The organism is Nonomuraea sp. NPDC001699 (assembly GCF_053596455.1).
In genome coordinates, this window is the sequence record NZ_JBSFGF010000008.1 from 261,079 (window position 1) to 276,424 (window position 15,346).

The following is a 15,346-nucleotide window of genomic DNA, read 5'->3' on the forward strand; positions in this document are numbered from 1 at the left end:
AGGATGCTGATCCCGGCCTCGCGGAATGAGGACCACGAGCCGGTATTGGCGCCCCGGGGATCTGCGCACGCGCAGGGCCAGGGTGTTGCGGGATCGGCAGACGTATGCACTTGGCGATGCACGCGGTGCGTGCATAATAGGGACTTTAGTCCGGCCCCGACGAAAGGACGCGTGTCATGAGAAGTCCCGAAGAGCTGAACGCCGCCCTGGAGAACGTCCACCGCGCCGGCATGCCCGGCCTGTTCGCCGAGGTACGGGACGGCGACGAGGTCTGGCGCGGCGCCGCCGGGGTCGCCGACCTCGCCACCGGCCGCCCCGTCTCCCCCGACATGCGGCACCGGGTCGGCAGCATCACCAAGACCTTCACCGCCGCCGCGGTGATGCAGCTGGTCGAAGGCGGTCAGATCGGTCTCGACGCGCCGATCGGCCGCTACCTGCCGAAGCTGGTTCCCGGAGAACGCGGCGACGCGATCACGGTCCGGATGCTGATCAACCACACCAGCGGCCTCGCCGAATACCTCCCGTACGTCTACCCCTCCCTGAAGGCCTTCCCGGCCCTGGCCGACACCAGGCCGCAGAGCTTGGAAGACCACCGGCTCACCCGGTTCCACCCCATCGAGCTGATCGAGAAGGGCGTCTCCGCCCCCGCCTTCAGCGCGCCAGGCGGCACTCCGGGGTTGTACTCCAACACCAACTACCTCCTGCTCGGCCAGCTTCTGGAGCAGGTGACCGGCACGACGGCCGAGACGTACATCACCCGGAACGTCATCGAGCGCGCCGGGCTGCGGGACACCGAGCTTCCCGACGAGCCGCGGTTCGGCGGCCCGCAGTCGCAGATCTACGAGGCGTGGTTCGGCATGATCGAGCCGCCGCGCGACTTCAGCGTCTTCGACATGTCGTTCGCGGGACTGGCGGGTTCGCTGATCTCGACCGTCGCGGATCTCAACCGGTTCTACGCCTCGCTGTTCGCCGGTGAGATCATCGGCCCGTCGTCGCTGGCGGAGATGCGGCGTACCGTCCGCGTCGTCTCCCAGGAGAGCAAGATCATCGAGTACGGGCTGGGCCTGTACCCGATGGAGACGCCCGGCGGCACCTTCTGGGGGCATGGCGGGACCGTCTGGGGCGCCGGAGCGCTGGCCATGAGCAGCGCCGACGGCAAGCGGCAGATGTCCGTCGCGGTGAACATGCAGAGGTGGAACAGGCTCGACTCCACGGGCAGGCCGCACCCCCATCCCATCGACGAAGCGCTCGCGGCTCTGTACGACGTCGCGCTGCACGGCTGACCGTGCCGGAGAAGCGGCGCGCAGCCGGTCGACCGCGGCCGACAGGTACGTCGAGTTCCACAGCGCGGCCGCGTTGACGACCAGCCCCAGCGGACCTGGTTGGCGACCAGGCATCCGGCGACCCGGGCCATGTCCGACCACTGCGTAGCGATCTTCTGCCGGTTGATCTTGTTACGGGCGATCGCCTCCAGCGGCCCGTACGACGGCGTCGTCACGTCGGGCACCTCGGCGCGCCAGAGCCGCTGGTCACCCAGGTCGGCGAAGCGAGGCGCGAACCGATGGCCCAGCATGGAGAAGATCCCGAATACCGTGTCCAAATTCCGATCCCCATCATCTGATCATTTACTGGGCCAGAGCACTTATTCGATGGATGCAGCATTCCGTGATCAGTACTGCCAGATGGCGTTGCGACGGTGTCGCGCGGGGAGAACTTCGAGATCACCAATAGCCTCGACGGCAAGAGAGCCATCGGCAGTGGCGTTGACCCTCTTGCGGATGGCTTCGAGCCTGAGGCGCAGGCGTTGGCGTGTCCGACGCTCCTCGACGTCGGCCCACTCTGATACCGACTGGTCCCGCGGGTCGGCCCTGGCCCAGGAGTAGACGTCGACCTTGCGGCGGAGGGGCATCGGAAGTGGCCGGTGACCGGCCCGTCGTGCCTGTCGCAGGCATGCGGCGCTGTAACGGCGATCAACTATCGTCACTGATCGCCATGGGACTCCCCTCAGGTCACCCCCGTCGGGAATCGGACGATCAATGTGATGGGCAGTGCGGGACATGAGGCTCCCCGGGTAGCACCGCCAGGTATTTCCTGGCGCACTACTGGAAGCCGGTCGGTCCCGTTGATCGCTGTTGAGTCATGGCGGGACCATAGCATTGCGGGCGGCGAGGTAGGCGCTCCAGTTGGGCATGCCGAACAGCAGGAGCAAGGCTCCGGCGGCCCGGACGTCGAGTGGCAGGGCGGAGTCGGCGAGGCAGCGCTGGAACTGGTCCCAGCGCTCTTGCTCGTCCAGGATGCCGGCCGGGTCCTGGACTGGAATGGCTGGATGGTCAGGCGGGCGGCGATGCCGCGCGCTGCCGGGCATTGAGACGGTCTCTCTCAGGATCGTCCCACGCGGGAGAGCGCCGCCACGGCGCTCGGCATCCGCGTCGGAACGGTCCGCTCGCCCGTCAACCGGGCTCGCGCGAAGGTCCGGGCGGAACCGGGCGGGGCCTACCCCGCAGCACTCGTCATGGATGAGCCGGCCCAGCTCGACCGTTTCCGCTCCGAGGTCCCCGCGCAGGAGGACCTGCGCGCCGAGGCGGAGCGCCTGATGGTCGCAGAGCATGGACATGTCCGGGGGAAGCGAAGGGGGCTGGTTGTCGCGCTCCAAGCGTACGATCCGGCTGCCGGTCGAGGGCAGCGCGGTCAAGGGGTGCTGCAGGTGGAGGTGCTGGTGGGCAGGCCCGGCCGTCCCGATCGGACGGCCGACTTCGACGATCGCGCCGAGTTCCTGCGCAACGACTACGCCTACGTCGGCAGACTCCCGACAGGCGGACGCCGTGCTGCTCGCACAGGGGCGAGGTGGTCGTCCACGGTCCAGCCCGATGACGGGCGTGACGGGGCGGTCGGCGTCACTGAGCGGGGGCCCGATTGACCCCTAGTGTGTCCAATTTGTCCAAGCTTCGATCTTGTGAGCGAGCGGGAGCTACAGTGTTGACGGCTAGCAGTAAATGACAGTAAGGGCTGGCCGAAAACCCGAGGAGAACACGAATGCGAAGAACGTGGCCAATGGCGTTGGTCGCACTAGCCACTGTCGTCATGGGCGGCGCGACGCCGGCGAATGGCGATGCCGTCAATCCGGCGACCAAGGCTACGACGGCAACGGCGACAAAAGCTGCGGTCTGCGGAAGTTCGTCGCTGAACGGCCCCACCACACCACCCGCCGGTGCGGTAGTGGTGCCCGCGGGCGACAACAGCGGCGTGGATTTACGCAAGGCGAACACCACGTACTACTTCGAGACCGGCACGCACACGCTGGAACCCGCCCAATACGCCCAGATCCTGCCCGGTGAAAACGCGACGTTCATCGGCGCGCCCGGCGCGGTGCTGGACGGGAAGGGGGTGAACCAGTACGCCTTCGGCGATACGGCCACCGGGGTCACCATCCGGTACCTGACCGTCACCGGGTTCGTCGCGCCGCAGGAAGAGGCTGTGGTCAACCACAGCGCCGCCAACGACTGGGTCCTGGAGCACAACACGTTCCGTGACAACTCCGGCGCGGCGCTGATGGCCGGGGCCAGGAACCAGATCCGCGGCAACTGCATCAAGGACAACGGCCAGCTCGGCCTGAACGCGTCCCAGCACGGCGACCACATCACCGGCCTGGTGGTGGCGGACAATGAGGTCACCGGCAACAACACCGACGACTGGGAACACCAGGGCCAAGGGTGCGGATGCACCGGTGGCCTGAAGTTCTGGGCGGTGAACGGTGCCGACGTAACCGGCAACTGGGTGCACCACAACCACGGGCCGGGGATCTGGGCGGACACCAACAACAACGACTTCCTCATCGAGAACAACCTCATCGAGGACAACGAGTCGATCGGGATCTTCTACGAGATCAGCTACAACGCCGTGATCCGGAACAACACCCTCCGTCGTAACACCTGGAAGGCCGGCGCCGAGCGGGCGGCGAAGGGCGACTCGTTCCCCGATGCGGCGATCTACCTGTCCGAGGCGGACGGTGAGCCGCGCATCCCCGCGCGGACCAGCAAGATCGAGGTCACCGGCAACCTGCTCGAGAACAACTGGGGCGGGATCACCGCGTGGGCGAACGCCGACCGGTTCTGCGGCAGCGCCGCCTCGACCACCAGAGACTGCACGCTGATCGTCGGGCCGGCCAACACCTCGAAGTGCTCGGCGCCCGCCATCAAGGACCAGCCGCTCTACACCGACTGCCGCTGGTGGACGAAGAACCTCGACATCCACCACAACACGTTCTCCTTCGACCCCGGTACCGTCGACGGCGGCTGTTCGACGCAGTACTGCGGGCAGATGAGCCTGCTGTCGAACTGGGGCACGGCGCACCCGGATTGGTCCCCGTACCTGGGAGAGAAGATCGAGAAGTCGATCGTCTACGAGTCGAACAACTCCTGGCACGACAACACCTACACGGGACCGTGGCAGTTCAGGATCTACGACATGGGCAGACGCGTCACGGCCGCGGAGTGGGTCGGCCCCCAGTACGGCCAGGACGCCGGCAGCACGTTCGACGGCAAGGCGCCCGCGACGCCGCCGATCACCGAGCAGAACTTCGAGGACGTCTCGACGGCGCCCTACTCCGCCTGGTACGGATCCAGCGTGACGCACCAGGCCGGCGACGCGCACGGCGGCACGGGCTCGCTGCAGCTGACCAGCACCGAGGGGGCCGGCAGCGCGGTGGCGATCGACAAGTACCCCGGCTACAGCGGTGTGATCGCCGGTAAGAGCTACCGCGTTTCGCTGTGGTACCGCGAGGCCGTGGCCACCATGCCGACTGTCACCTGGAACGTGCGCTGGCGCGACGAGAACGGCACGGTGCTGCGTACCGACCCCATCTCCCTGGCCCAGCAGACGGCCTGGACCGAGGCGGCCGGCACGTTCACCGCGCCGACGGGCGCGACCCGCGTCGACTGGACCTTCGTCTGGAGCGCCCCCACCGGGTCCGCCTTCCGGATCGATGACGTGGCGATGCGCGGCGCGGAGACGCAGAAGGCCTGAAGAACACGGAGGCCCCTCTGATGGGTGCCTCATCCCGGAAAGGTGCGTGACGCACCCGGCCTGAGGCCCCACAAGTGGTCAGGGGCCCGGTTCTCGACTTGACGGGAGCCGGGCCCTTGACGTTCGGGAAACGGCGTCGGCCATGGCCGGGTGTCGGCATACCCGACACCGGAGACGATCTTGCCGTGGACGTGCTCCGTCCGCGTTTCGGACGCGCCAAGGTGGGTGAAGGCCAGTTCGAGCACGGCCGTGCGTCAGGTGGCCAGGCGCAATCCGAGCAGAGGCCACACCTCCACCAGCGTGGTGTTGTGGCGCCCGCGGTCCGCCTGAACGCCGTTGTCCGTAGCCTGCTCTCCAGAACGCGGGTCCCGGCCTCGCTGTCGGCTGCCGGTCACATCGCCTCCCCTCGCTTCGCGCGTGCGTCATCACTGGCTCTCGACGGCCGTGGGCCGCGGTGATGCGCTTCGAGGATCGCACTGTGGGGGTGCACGGCCGGCCGTCCTCGTTCGACGCGGACCAGACGTTGCGCAACGCAGTCGGCACGCCGCCGTCACAAGGCGTGGTGCCGGCTCGGCATCTGCCATATCGTCCGCGGATGGCGAGGACGTTGCGACTGGCGGTTGCGCAGAGCACGGTACCCGAGAATCCGGCCGATCCCGGTGCGCTACGGGCCAGTGGCGCGCAGGTGCGCGCTCTGATGCGAGAGGCGGTCGCGGCCGGGGCGCGGCTGGTGCAGTTTCCGGAGGGGGCGATCACGTATCCGAGCAAGCACGTGATGTCTTCGGGGCCGCCTGGGACGCTGAGCGCATCGGATTGGAGCCGGGTCCGATGGGACGTGCTGCGCGAGGAGGCCGAATCGATCGCCGAACTGGCGGGAGAGCTCGGGCTCTGGGTGGCCTTCGGCTCGATCCACCCGCTGACCCCGCCGAACCGGCCGCACAACAGCCTGTACGTGGTGTCCGATCGAGGCCGGCTGGTCACGCGGTACGACAAGCGGTTCTTGTCGAACACCGAGGTTTCGTACATGTACGCGCCTGGTTCGTCCCCGGTCGTCTTCGAGGTCGACGGCATCCGGTTCGGGTGCGCGCTGTGTATCGAGGCCGAGTTCCCCGAGGTGTTCGCCGAGTACGAGCGCCTGAACGTGGACTGCGTGCTGCTGTCGGTGATGGTCGACGACGCGGCGCGGGCGGTTGTCGCGCAGGCATACGGGAGGCTGTACGGCTACTGGATCGGGTACTCCGTCCCGGCGCAGTTCAGTGCGACCGTCCCGTCGGGGATCGTCGCGCCGGGCGGCCGCTGGCTCGCGCGCTGTCCGGCGAACGGCCGACCGGCGCTGGCCGTGGCAGATCTCGACCTGGACGCGTCAGAGGCGGATATCGACGTGTCGGTCCGCCTGGCCCGGCCCTGGCGCCGCCTGGCACGCGCCGGACTCTATGACGATCACCTGGTGTCGGGAGATCCCCGCAGTGAGACACGCACGACGTTCTGACCGTGCGACGGCGTCACCCGCCGAGCCTGAAACCGCATCGCGTCCGGCGACACGCTCGGGCTACCCTCCCCTAAACAACTCAGGAGCCCCACGATGACGACCACGTCACTGCTGGACTTACACCGCTCGCTCGACCGCCGCATGCGTCCCGAGGACGTCGCCGACCTGATCTCGCTCGCTCTCGACGGCGCGCTCTCCGCGCCTGAGCGGCTGACCCTCGACCAGGCTGCCGTGCACTCCTTCCGCCGCCGCGGCTACGTGTCCTCCATGACCGAGGAGTTCGCGAAACCTCGGGGTGGCGGGCCGCAACTCGCTGCGGTGGCGCGGCTGTTCACCCACACGGAGTGGACGGAGAGAAACGCCGACGACCCCGTGTCGCTGGCGGAGGTGGCACAACTCGCGGGACAGGCGATCGGCTGGAGCCCGGACCAGGCCGACTACAAGTACGACCGGCTCAACCGGGCGGCCCGCCGGGAAGCGGGCATCGACCTGCCCAAACGGCAGTACAACCGGCGGTTCCGTGCGCTCGGACGCCTCTCGGCCAAGGCCGCCAAGCTCGGCGACGGCCAGGAGTTGCGGAAACTGCTGCTAGTGGGCCGCAGCGGATTCGCGGCCACCCTCGCCGAGGACAGGTTCGCGGCAGATCCGGACGCCGCCTGCTTCGTCGCCTACTTCACCGCCCGCCGCAACCTGCGCCGCCAGTTCAGCCTGAACGGCAAGGACAACCCGTTCGACGACATTGCGCAGATGCTCCTGGCCCGCTGCGAGAAGAACCCGGGCGCCGACTGGGCGATGATCGCCGTCGTGTACGCCAAGCCGTCCATCCTCGCCCGGCTCTCCGGCGCCGAGCGGGGGCAGATGCTGGGCGCCTGGTACGCGGTGATGCGGCAGTGCGCGGAGCGGCTGGAGAAGCTGTGGAAGACCCGTCCGCTCAACCGGCAGTCGATGGTGGTGCGCCGCGGGGACGACTCCTCCACCTGGAACACTGTCGCGCAGGCGTACAACGCCGCTCGTGCCGGCTGGCTGGCGTGCCTTCAGTCGATGAACGCCCTGCCGCTGCTGGACGCGGCCTGCCCAGGGAAGGTGATGCGGCTCATGGCCGCGGACCTGGCCTGGTGGCATCGAGAGACCGGCGGCGATCTGGACCCGAACACGAAGGTGTGGGCGGAACTCCCCCTGCCGTGGGAGGTACTGTCCGGGCGAGTGACGTGCACCCGCGCGGATGTGGAGCAGGCGTGCGAGGAGGCGGGTCTCGACCCGGCGGAAAGCGGCTGGACGGCCGGCCCCGCCAAGCACCGCGTGGCACGGTTCACCCCGACGCCAGAACTGGTGCACGGGGTGACGATCGCCGATCCGGTGTGGGCGTCGCTGCTGCGCCGGGCCGGCGTGTTCAGCGGTAAGCGGATCAACCCCGACATGGCCGATGACGCCGCTCACGGCCTGGCCGCCGATGTGGTCGTGGCGGATCTCCCGTTGCGCCCCTTTTCGGGTGGCGAGTAGAGACCCTCATACGCGAAGATGAGGAACGCCTCGCTGTAGCTCAGTGGTAGAGCGCCCGGCTCTTCGGACCGGGTGGACGCTGGTTCGAGCCCAGTCAGCGAGGCCTGATCATGCCTGGACCCCGGTCGTTGACGGGCGTTCCCGCGAGGAACAGGGCGCTGGACGTCCACCAAGGGCACGACCCAGGCCGATTCCCGGGCAAGACCAAAGGCGAGCCGGGGAGCCCTGGCGAAGCGGCCGGTGTGATGGGCGCCGGACCGTGACCGGCCGGACGATCCGGGTGGGACGCCGCATCGCCGACAGGGGTGACGTTCGATCTCATCGGCGGCGCGGGTGAGGTCGTCGGTGGTATCGGAATCGGTCGTCTGCGAGAGCCTCGGATGTCGATCATTTTTCCCGGCCTCGGTCCACCGGATCACCGGACTTGGCCGCTTCACGGGCCACCCTCTCGGGGCGATGATTCACGGGAGGAGGCCGTTCACGATGGCACGCACGCCCTTGGCGTAGGTGTCGTGGGCGGTCAGGTCTTCCCATCGCCTTGCCACCGTGCTCAGCCGGGGGAACTCCTTGGCATCCAATTCGGCGAAGACCCGCTCCCGGTAGGTGGGCCCGCCTTCTTCTCGCCGCCGGCGAGCCGCCGCCCGGCCGCTGATCTCGCCGGCGGTGTAGCGCCAGATGATCCGGTACGCGTCCACCGCCTCCTCGATCGTCAGCCCCCCGCGTACGGCGGCATCGACGATCTGCTCCGGGTACCACAGCGCGCCCACCGACATGAGGTCGTCGGCCTTGAGGACGTCCACGGCCCACCGGCATCCGGACACGGCGTCATGCATGGCCATGGCGGCGGCCACCATGCGCTCGTGTGGCTCGTCCGGCAGTTCGGGGCGGGGAATTCCGGCCGCGTAGTCGTCAAGGAGCAGCAGGAGGAGTTCCTCCTTGTCGCGTACGTGGTGGTAGAGCGCCATCGCCGTGCTGCCGACCTCTCTGGCCAGCCTGCGCATGGTGAGTGCGCCCGTCCCGTCTTCCTCGATCACTCGCAGGGCGGCGGCGAGGATCTCTGGCCGCGAGATCTTGGGTGGTCGTCCTGTACGCGTCGGCATCCTGCCATGCTACTTTCTATACGTGTACAAAAACTCATGGGTCGTAGCGGTGCTCGCATTCGCGGTAGCCGTGGGGACCCTCCAGATGACCGTGGTCGTACCTCTGCTACCCGGCCTCGAACAGCAGCTCCACGTCCCGTCCACCACCGTCTCGTGGACGCTCACCGCCGGGCTGCTGTCGGGAGCGGTCTCGATCCCGCTGCTGGCGCGGCTCGGCGACATGTACGGTCGGCGCACGACATCGCTGGTCGCACTCGGCCTGCTCGTGGCCGGTTCGACACTCAGCGCCTTGGCGGGCACGCTGCCCCTGCTCATCGCCGGCCGGGTGCTGCAGGGAACGGCCGCGCCGCTGCTCCCACTGGCCATGGGCCTGGTTCGGCAGGTAGTGCCAGGCCACCGGCTGCCCAGCGCGATCGGGGTACTCAGCGCCACCATCGGGGTGGGCAGCGGCGGCGGCATGATCCTCGCCGGGGTGCTGGACGGTAACCACCGGACGGTGTTCTGGGCGCTGGCCGGGCTGGCTGGGCTGAGTTTCGTCCTGGTGGCGGCCGTGGTGCGGGAGGCGCCGGCGCGCGGATCCGGACGGCCGGACCTGGCCGGGGCGGCGCTGGTCGCGGTATGGCTCGTCTGCCTGCTGCTGGCCATCAGCAAGGGCGCGGCCTGGGGCTGGACCTCGCCACTGACGCTGGGCCTGTTCGCCATGGCGGTGGCGGTGGCCGCGGCGTGGGTCACGACCGCCCGCCGTACCGCGTCGCCACTGATCGAGATCCCCATGCTGCTGCATCGGGGGACGGTGGGGGCCACCGTGGCGTCGTTCCTGCTGGGGTTCGCGCTGTTCGCCGCCATCACCACCGTGTCGGCGGTGGCCCAGGGCGCGCTCGGGGCCTCGGTGCTGCAGGTCGGGATCTACCTGCTGCCGACGACGGTGCTGATGCTCGTGGTCTCCGTGCTCGCGGGTCCCCTGATGCGCCGTTTCACCGCTGCCGCGCTCGTGGCGGGCGGCTCGGTGCTGGTGAGCGCCGCCGCCCTGTGGCTGGCGGTGTCCAGGTCCTCAGGCGCAGACCTGTACGGGGCCGCGACGCTGCTGGGGCTGGGCATCGGACTCGGCTACGCGGCGCTCGGAACGATGGCCGTCGAGCACGTGGAGCCCGCCAAGACCGCGGCGGCCGGCGGGGTGAACGCACTGGTCAGGGTCGTGGGCAGCAGCGTGGCCGGGGCAGTGGGGGCGGCGGTGCTCTCCAGCGGGGGCGCCGGATGGACCTTCGGCATCGCGGCCGGCGCGGCCCTGCTGGCGGCCCTGTTCTCCGCCATCCACGGAAACCTCTCGCGAAAGGAACTGGTATGACGGACGAGCAGCGCATCGTCGCATGGGGCGACGAGCTGATCAAACTGCACGACGGCTTCCGCAGGGACCTGGCGGACCTGCGGTCACCGCGGGCCGGTGCAGTGGACTTGCGTACACACTGCCTGACGTTCTGCGATGCCCTCCACGCCCACCACGAAGGCGAGGACAACGCGCTCTTCCCCCATCTCGGCGCCGAGCACCCCGAGCTGGCTGAGACCCTGACCCGGCTCCGCTCGGAGCACCGGGTGGTGGCCCGGCTGATGGAACGGATCAGGCAGCTTCTCGACCACGACGGTACGGCGATCGGCGAGGAGTTGGACCGGCTCGCCACTGAACTGGAGGCCCATCTGGACTACGAGGAGGAGCAGTTGGTCCCGATCCTCAACAAGATGCTCACCCTCCCCGAGGACGTCTAGGCTCGCCGCAGGACATTGGGGACGAGGTGACCGTCAGCGCGTCTGAGCGTCGTAGGGCAGGCCATCGGTCGCGCCGCGCAATGCCAGGACGTGAGCGGGACTGCCGAAGTTGACCGCCATGGTCGGGCGCAGAGGCCGCCGGCCCTCGATGTCGAACAGCCCGAAGTTCGCCAAGGTCGCGCCATGGGTGTCGGTGGCGTTGCCGAGCAACTCGTCCAGGGTGTCGTGGCCCTCGCGGGCGGTCGGGACGATCTGCTTGGTCCCGTAGCTCGACCACTGATCGGACACGTGGGTGTAGGCCGGGGGCTGACCGCTGTGGTGGTCGTCGCCGCCTTGTCCACGGCGGTCTCGTCGCCTGCCTACGCGGCCAGCAGCACCTGTTCAACCCCGCAGAAGCCGGACAACACATACGGCTCGTGCACCACCGGCACCCTGGCGGCGACTAACGGCTGGATCAGTTGGCAGGCATCCCCATACATGACCGGCGAACTGTGGGACGTTGACCTCAACGTCAAGGTTGGTCCGACCTACACATGCGGTGGAACGACATGCGGTGCGGTCACGCGAGGCCTGACCAACCGCTACCGGCTCAAGATCACCCACCTCGTCCCCCTGCAGTCCGGCTGGGGGAAGATCAGCAACAGCTAGTGCCGTGACCGGAACTTGCCGGGTTGCGTGCCTGCTCGCGGTCGGGTGCCCGTGCGCAGGCAGCAACCCGGTGAACTCCTCTCGGACGCCCCTGGGGGGCGGTTCCCACAGCGCGTCCTGTGGATCTTCCTGGCGCCTCCGTTCGGGCTGCGATCATCGCAAGGATGTTGCTCGGCGCCCGGGAACGCCTTTGCGGTCAGACGCCCGGCTTGCACCTGTCCGGATCGCGGGCCGATTGGACCTGTCGTACGCCGAGGTGCAGCACCCACTGATCTTGACCAAGTGTGAGTTCGAGGAAGCGCCGGTCCTCGCCGGAGCCCGTACTGGCCTGGTGGATCTCGCGGACTCCCAGGCGCCCGGACTACAGGCCGTAGACGTCGTGATCGGCGGGGCACTGCGCCTGGAAGGCTGCGAGATGGCCGGCTGTGCTCCTCCCGTGGCGAACGCCGCGTCGATCAGTTCATCAACCTCAGGAGTCGAGCACGGCGGCGATGGCTTCGATCTCCACGAGTTGATCTTCGTAACCCAGCACCGTGACGCCCATCAATGTGCTGGGAACGTCGTGATCACCGAAGAAGGCCCGGACTACCGCCCAGGCGGCCCCCAGGTCCTGCTGCCTGCTGGACGCCACGAGAACCCTGGTGCTGATGATGTCATGCAGGGAGGCGCCGGCGTCCGTCAGCGCGGTCTGCATGTTTTCGAGGGCCTTCGCTGCCTGACCTGCGTAGTCTCCCACCGCCGCTGTGGATCCATCCTTGTTCAGCGGGCAGGCGCCGGCAAGGAAGATCAGGCGGGATCCGGGGGGTGCCGTGGCCGCGTAGGCGTACTCGGCGACGTCAGACAAGGAGGACGAGCGGATCAACGTAACTGCACGGCCCATGGTCGTTTCCCTTCGAATCAGCCAAGAACGTGGTCACCATGTCAAAGGATCTTTCGTTACGCCACAGGTTTATCCAGCCGGGGAGCCTCGCCGCTGCCCTTCCTGTGGTGGGTGAGTTGTGGCCTTTGTTCCTGCCAGTGGGGATGAGGAGCTTGCGGGCGATGTCGGGCTCCGGTACGCCGCGGGCGCGGGCTGCGAGCGTAGGCGATCATGTCGTCTGAGGCCGGCGAGCGGCCGCCCTCACGGACCGAGGAGTCGTGGAGGCCCTGCACCGGGCCGGTGGACAGTTCCAGGTCCTCGGCGATGGTCGGCAGCTCGGCCGCGCTACGGCCGAGGCGTTTCCTCTCGTGCACGGTGAAGATGACCCGCTGGTGCGCAACGGCCTGCTCCCGCGGTCCCGGTCAGGTGGGAGATCCCCGGAGCGTGTCCGATCCGTACAAGACCGATGCCGATCTCGCTGAATATCGTCACGGCTGTGCGCCTCGCCGGCGCATGAGGACAGCCGGAAACGGACTGTCCGAATCGTTGTGCCCGTAGTGAGATCTGGTTGAGACGGAGTGCTCGTGAATATTGGAATTGGTCTGCCGATCGCCGTTCCCGGACGTCCTGCGCGGGAGGTCAAGCAGTGGGCGGAGGACAGCGAGCGCCTCGGCTTCCACTCCCTGGGATCCATCGACCGCCTGGTCTACGACATCCTGGACCCGCTGGTCTCCCTCGGCGTCGCCGCGGCGGTGACCGAGCGCGTCCAGCTGTTCACCAGCGTGCTGAACGTCGGATGGCGGGGCAACCCGATCCTGTTCGCCAAGCAGCTCGCCACCATCGACCTGATCTCGGAGGGCCGGCTCACGGCGGGCCTGGGCATCGGGGGCTGGCCGGACGACTTCACCCTCAGCGGTGCTCCCGAAAAGGGCCACGGCAAGATCTTCGACGACACCCTGACCGAAATGCGCCGTGTCTGGGACGGGGAGGTCACCAGCGTCTCCGGCCCCGCCCCGCTGCCCGGCAAGGGCCGTCCCAAGCTGCTCATCGGTGGCCTGATCCCTGCGGGCTATGCCCGCGCCGCCCGCTTCGGCGACGGCTGGGTGGCGCCGACGCTGAGCCTGGACCTGCTGGTGAACGGCGTGCAGGGTGCCTGCGAGGCATGGGCCGCGGCTGAGCGGCCCGGCAAGCCGCACATCCTCACCGGCCGCTACTTCTGCTGCGGTTCCGAGGCCGTCCAGCTCACCGACGAGTACGTGGCCCACTACTACGGCTCCAGGGAGTCCCCGTACTACGAGCCGGTCCGGGCCGACTCGCTCGACTCCGACGAGCGCCTGCTCAAGGAACTGATCGCTTTGTCGGACGCGGGCGTCGACGACCTGGTGCTCTACCCGGCCAGCAGTTCCCTGGACCAGGTCCACCTGCTGGCCGAGGCGCTGGAGCGGGTGGGGGCCCGGCGGAACCCGACCTTCGAGTTCACCACGGGCTGACCTGGACCGGCCGACGCACCACCTGAACGACGACACGTGAGGACATGTCAGTGATCGAGCAGACCCAGCCAACGGGTGCCCCTATTCTGACCGCCGGGGCGGTGACGAGACTGGCCGACAGCGTCAAGGGCCCGATCTTCCTCCCCGGCGACCCGGGATACGCCGAGGAGGCGGAGGGCTTCGACCGCTCCGTCGTACACCACCCGGCCGTCATCGTCGGCGCGGCGGGCGCCGACGACGTGGTGGCCGCGGTGCGCTTCGCCCGCGACCACGGCCTGGGCGTCGCCGTACAGGCCACCGGCCACGGTGTGGGATTGCCCGCCGACGGGGGCCTGCTCATCTCCACGCGGCGCATGGACGGCCACCGGATCGACCCCGAGCGCCGCACCGTGCGGCTGGAGGCGGGCGCGCTGTGGCGGGAGGTCATCCCGTCCGCCGCCCGCCACGGCCTGGCCCCGCTGAACGGCTCGGCACCGTTCGTCGGCGCCGTCTCCTACACGTTGGGCGGCGGCATCGGCGTCCTGTCCCGCCGTTACGGTTACGCCGCCGACCACGTCCGCACCATCGAGGTCGTCACCGCCGACGGCGAACTGCGCACCGCCTCGGAGGAGGAGAACGCCGACCTGTTCTGGGCGTTGCGCGGCGGCAAGGGCAACTTCGGCGTGGTCACCTCACTTGAGGTGGAACTGGTGGAGGTGTCGCGGATCTACGGCGGCGGCCTGTACTTCCCGGCCGAGTCGATCCGGGACGTGCTGCACTTCTACCGCACATGGGTCACCGGGGTGCCCGACGAGCTCAGCTCCTCCTTCTTCATGATGCCCTGGCCCGATGTGCCCGAAGTCCCCGAGGAACTTCGCGGGCGTTTCGCCCTGCACCTGCGCCTGAGCTACCTCGGCTCGCCGCAGGACGGTGCCCGGCTGGTCAAGCCGCTGCGCGAGATCGCCACGCCGCTGCTCGACACGGTCACCGACATCCCGTACACCGAGGTCGGCACCATTCACAACGATCCGCCGACGCCCGGCTCGTACCACATCGACAGCTTCCAGCTCACCCACCTCGACCATGACGCGGTCGAGGCGATCCTGGCGCTGGTGGGCCCCGGGTCGAACAGCGCGGTCGGCATCGAGATCCGTCATCTCGGCGGCGCCCTCGCCCGTCCGCCGCGCCTGCCGAACGCGGTCGCGCACACCACCGCCCAGTTCCAGCTGTACTCCGCCGGTGTCCTCGGCATCGGTGAGGACCAGGCCGTGTACGCCGGGCACGACCGGGTCATCAAGACCCTCGCCCCGTGGAACAGCGGGACGCGCATGCTCAACTTCATGGCGGGCGTCGCCCACACCGACCCGGAGGACGTGCGCCAGGCGTTCACGCCGGAGGCGTACGAGCGGCTGGTCGCCGTCAAGACGGCCCACGACCCCGGCAACATGTTCCGCTTCAACCACAACATTCCGCCGGCGGGCGGAGGGAGTCGATGAGG

General features: G+C 68.7%; 14 protein-coding genes, 1 tRNA gene and 1 pseudogene. 11 read left to right on the forward strand and 5 right to left on the reverse strand.

Annotation, left to right across the window (positions count from 1 at the left end; translation table 11 throughout):
• Nucleotides 1-176 precede the first annotated feature (176 nt).
• Complete coding sequence (locus ACWCSU_RS25545) at nt 177-1,283, forward strand: serine hydrolase domain-containing protein (protein ID WP_449938055.1); 1,107 nt, start codon at nt 177-179, stop codon at nt 1,281-1,283.
• A 104-nt stretch (nt 1,284-1,387) separates the two neighbouring features.
• Here the strand turns inward: ACWCSU_RS25545 and ACWCSU_RS25550 are convergent.
• Nucleotides 1,388-1,600: pseudogene (locus ACWCSU_RS25550) on the reverse strand (Tn3 family transposase); the annotation flags it as partial.
• A gap of 537 nt (nt 1,601-2,137) precedes the next feature.
• Nucleotides 2,138-2,692: a hypothetical protein gene (locus ACWCSU_RS25555; RefSeq protein ID WP_449938057.1), complete on the reverse strand. Its 555-nt coding sequence runs from the start codon at nt 2,690-2,692 to the stop codon at nt 2,138-2,140.
• Between the two features lie 3 nt (nt 2,693-2,695).
• Between ACWCSU_RS25555 and ACWCSU_RS25560 the strand changes: the two genes are divergently transcribed.
• The 5 genes from ACWCSU_RS25560 to ACWCSU_RS25580 all read left to right on the forward strand — a co-directional run bounded on the left by ACWCSU_RS25560 (nt 2,696) and on the right by ACWCSU_RS25580 (nt 8,114).
• Nucleotides 2,696-2,917: a hypothetical protein gene (locus tag ACWCSU_RS25560; RefSeq protein WP_449938059.1), complete on the forward strand. Its 222-nt coding sequence runs from the start codon at nt 2,696-2,698 to the stop codon at nt 2,915-2,917.
• A gap of 134 nt (nt 2,918-3,051) precedes the next feature.
• On the forward strand, nt 3,052-5,022 hold the full coding sequence (locus tag ACWCSU_RS25565; RefSeq protein ID WP_449938061.1) for a right-handed parallel beta-helix repeat-containing protein: 1,971 nt from the start codon (nt 3,052-3,054) through the stop codon (nt 5,020-5,022).
• Between the two features lie 595 nt (nt 5,023-5,617).
• A complete protein-coding gene (locus ACWCSU_RS25570) occupies nt 5,618-6,511 on the forward strand; it encodes a carbon-nitrogen hydrolase family protein (protein WP_357706019.1) in 894 nt (297 codons plus the stop codon).
• A 93-nt stretch (nt 6,512-6,604) separates the two neighbouring features.
• Nucleotides 6,605-8,011: a hypothetical protein gene (locus tag ACWCSU_RS25575; RefSeq protein ID WP_449938062.1), complete on the forward strand. Its 1,407-nt coding sequence runs from the start codon at nt 6,605-6,607 to the stop codon at nt 8,009-8,011.
• Nucleotides 8,012-8,040: 29 nt separating this feature from the next.
• A tRNA-Lys gene (locus ACWCSU_RS25580) sits at nt 8,041-8,114 on the forward strand.
• A gap of 358 nt (nt 8,115-8,472) precedes the next feature.
• Here the strand turns inward: ACWCSU_RS25580 and ACWCSU_RS25585 are convergent.
• Nucleotides 8,473-9,111: a TetR/AcrR family transcriptional regulator gene (locus tag ACWCSU_RS25585; protein WP_449938064.1), complete on the reverse strand. Its 639-nt coding sequence runs from the start codon at nt 9,109-9,111 to the stop codon at nt 8,473-8,475.
• Between the two features lie 49 nt (nt 9,112-9,160).
• On the opposite strand from ACWCSU_RS25585, the gene ACWCSU_RS25590 reads away from it, so the two are divergent.
• On the forward strand, nt 9,161-10,456 hold the full coding sequence (locus tag ACWCSU_RS25590) for an MFS transporter (RefSeq protein WP_449938066.1): 1,296 nt from the start codon (nt 9,161-9,163) through the stop codon (nt 10,454-10,456).
• Complete coding sequence (locus ACWCSU_RS25595; protein WP_449938067.1) at nt 10,453-10,872, forward strand: hemerythrin domain-containing protein; 420 nt, start codon at nt 10,453-10,455, stop codon at nt 10,870-10,872. Before ACWCSU_RS25590 ends, ACWCSU_RS25595 begins: the two co-directional genes overlap by 4 nt.
• 33 nt (nt 10,873-10,905) lie before the next feature.
• On the opposite strand, the gene ACWCSU_RS25600 is transcribed toward ACWCSU_RS25595, so the two are convergent.
• Complete coding sequence (locus ACWCSU_RS25600; protein WP_449938070.1) at nt 10,906-11,160, reverse strand: hypothetical protein; 255 nt, start codon at nt 11,158-11,160, stop codon at nt 10,906-10,908.
• A 27-nt stretch (nt 11,161-11,187) separates the two neighbouring features.
• Between ACWCSU_RS25600 and ACWCSU_RS25605 the strand changes: the two genes are divergently transcribed.
• A complete protein-coding gene (locus ACWCSU_RS25605) occupies nt 11,188-11,520 on the forward strand; it encodes a hypothetical protein (protein ID WP_449938072.1) in 333 nt (110 codons plus the stop codon).
• Nucleotides 11,521-11,989: 469 nt separating this feature from the next.
• On the opposite strand, the gene ACWCSU_RS25610 is transcribed toward ACWCSU_RS25605, so the two are convergent.
• On the reverse strand, nt 11,990-12,400 hold the full coding sequence (locus ACWCSU_RS25610) for a RidA family protein (protein ID WP_364101404.1): 411 nt from the start codon (nt 12,398-12,400) through the stop codon (nt 11,990-11,992).
• A 563-nt stretch (nt 12,401-12,963) separates the two neighbouring features.
• Here ACWCSU_RS25610 and ACWCSU_RS25615 point away from each other — a divergent pair.
• Together ACWCSU_RS25615 and ACWCSU_RS25620 are read left to right on the forward strand one after the other, a co-directional pair.
• The gene (locus ACWCSU_RS25615) at nt 12,964-13,869 is read left to right on the forward strand and encodes an LLM class flavin-dependent oxidoreductase (protein WP_449938074.1); all 906 of its coding nucleotides are present in this window, start codon (nt 12,964-12,966) and stop codon (nt 13,867-13,869) included.
• Between the two features lie 50 nt (nt 13,870-13,919).
• Nucleotides 13,920-15,344, forward strand: coding sequence for an FAD-binding oxidoreductase (locus tag ACWCSU_RS25620; RefSeq protein WP_449938077.1), 1,425 nt, complete (start codon nt 13,920-13,922; stop codon nt 15,342-15,344).
• Nucleotides 15,345-15,346 lie beyond the last annotated feature (2 nt).

Coding starts and splice junctions, on each gene's coding strand:
- ACWCSU_RS25545 (WP_449938055.1), top strand. CDS start 177: ATGAGAAGTCCCGAAGAGCTGAACGCCGCCCTGGAGAACGTCCACCGC.
- ACWCSU_RS25565 (WP_449938061.1), top strand. CDS start 3,052: ATGGCGTTGGTCGCACTAGCCACTGTCGTCATGGGCGGCGCGACGCCG.
- ACWCSU_RS25570 (WP_357706019.1), top strand. CDS start 5,618: ATGGCGAGGACGTTGCGACTGGCGGTTGCGCAGAGCACGGTACCCGAG.
- ACWCSU_RS25575 (WP_449938062.1), top strand. CDS start 6,605: ATGACGACCACGTCACTGCTGGACTTACACCGCTCGCTCGACCGCCGC.
- ACWCSU_RS25585 (WP_449938064.1), bottom strand. CDS start 9,111: ATGCCGACGCGTACAGGACGACCACCCAAGATCTCGCGGCCAGAGATC.
- ACWCSU_RS25595 (WP_449938067.1), top strand. CDS start 10,453: ATGACGGACGAGCAGCGCATCGTCGCATGGGGCGACGAGCTGATCAAA.
- ACWCSU_RS25610 (WP_364101404.1), bottom strand. CDS start 12,400: ATGGGCCGTGCAGTTACGTTGATCCGCTCGTCCTCCTTGTCTGACGTC.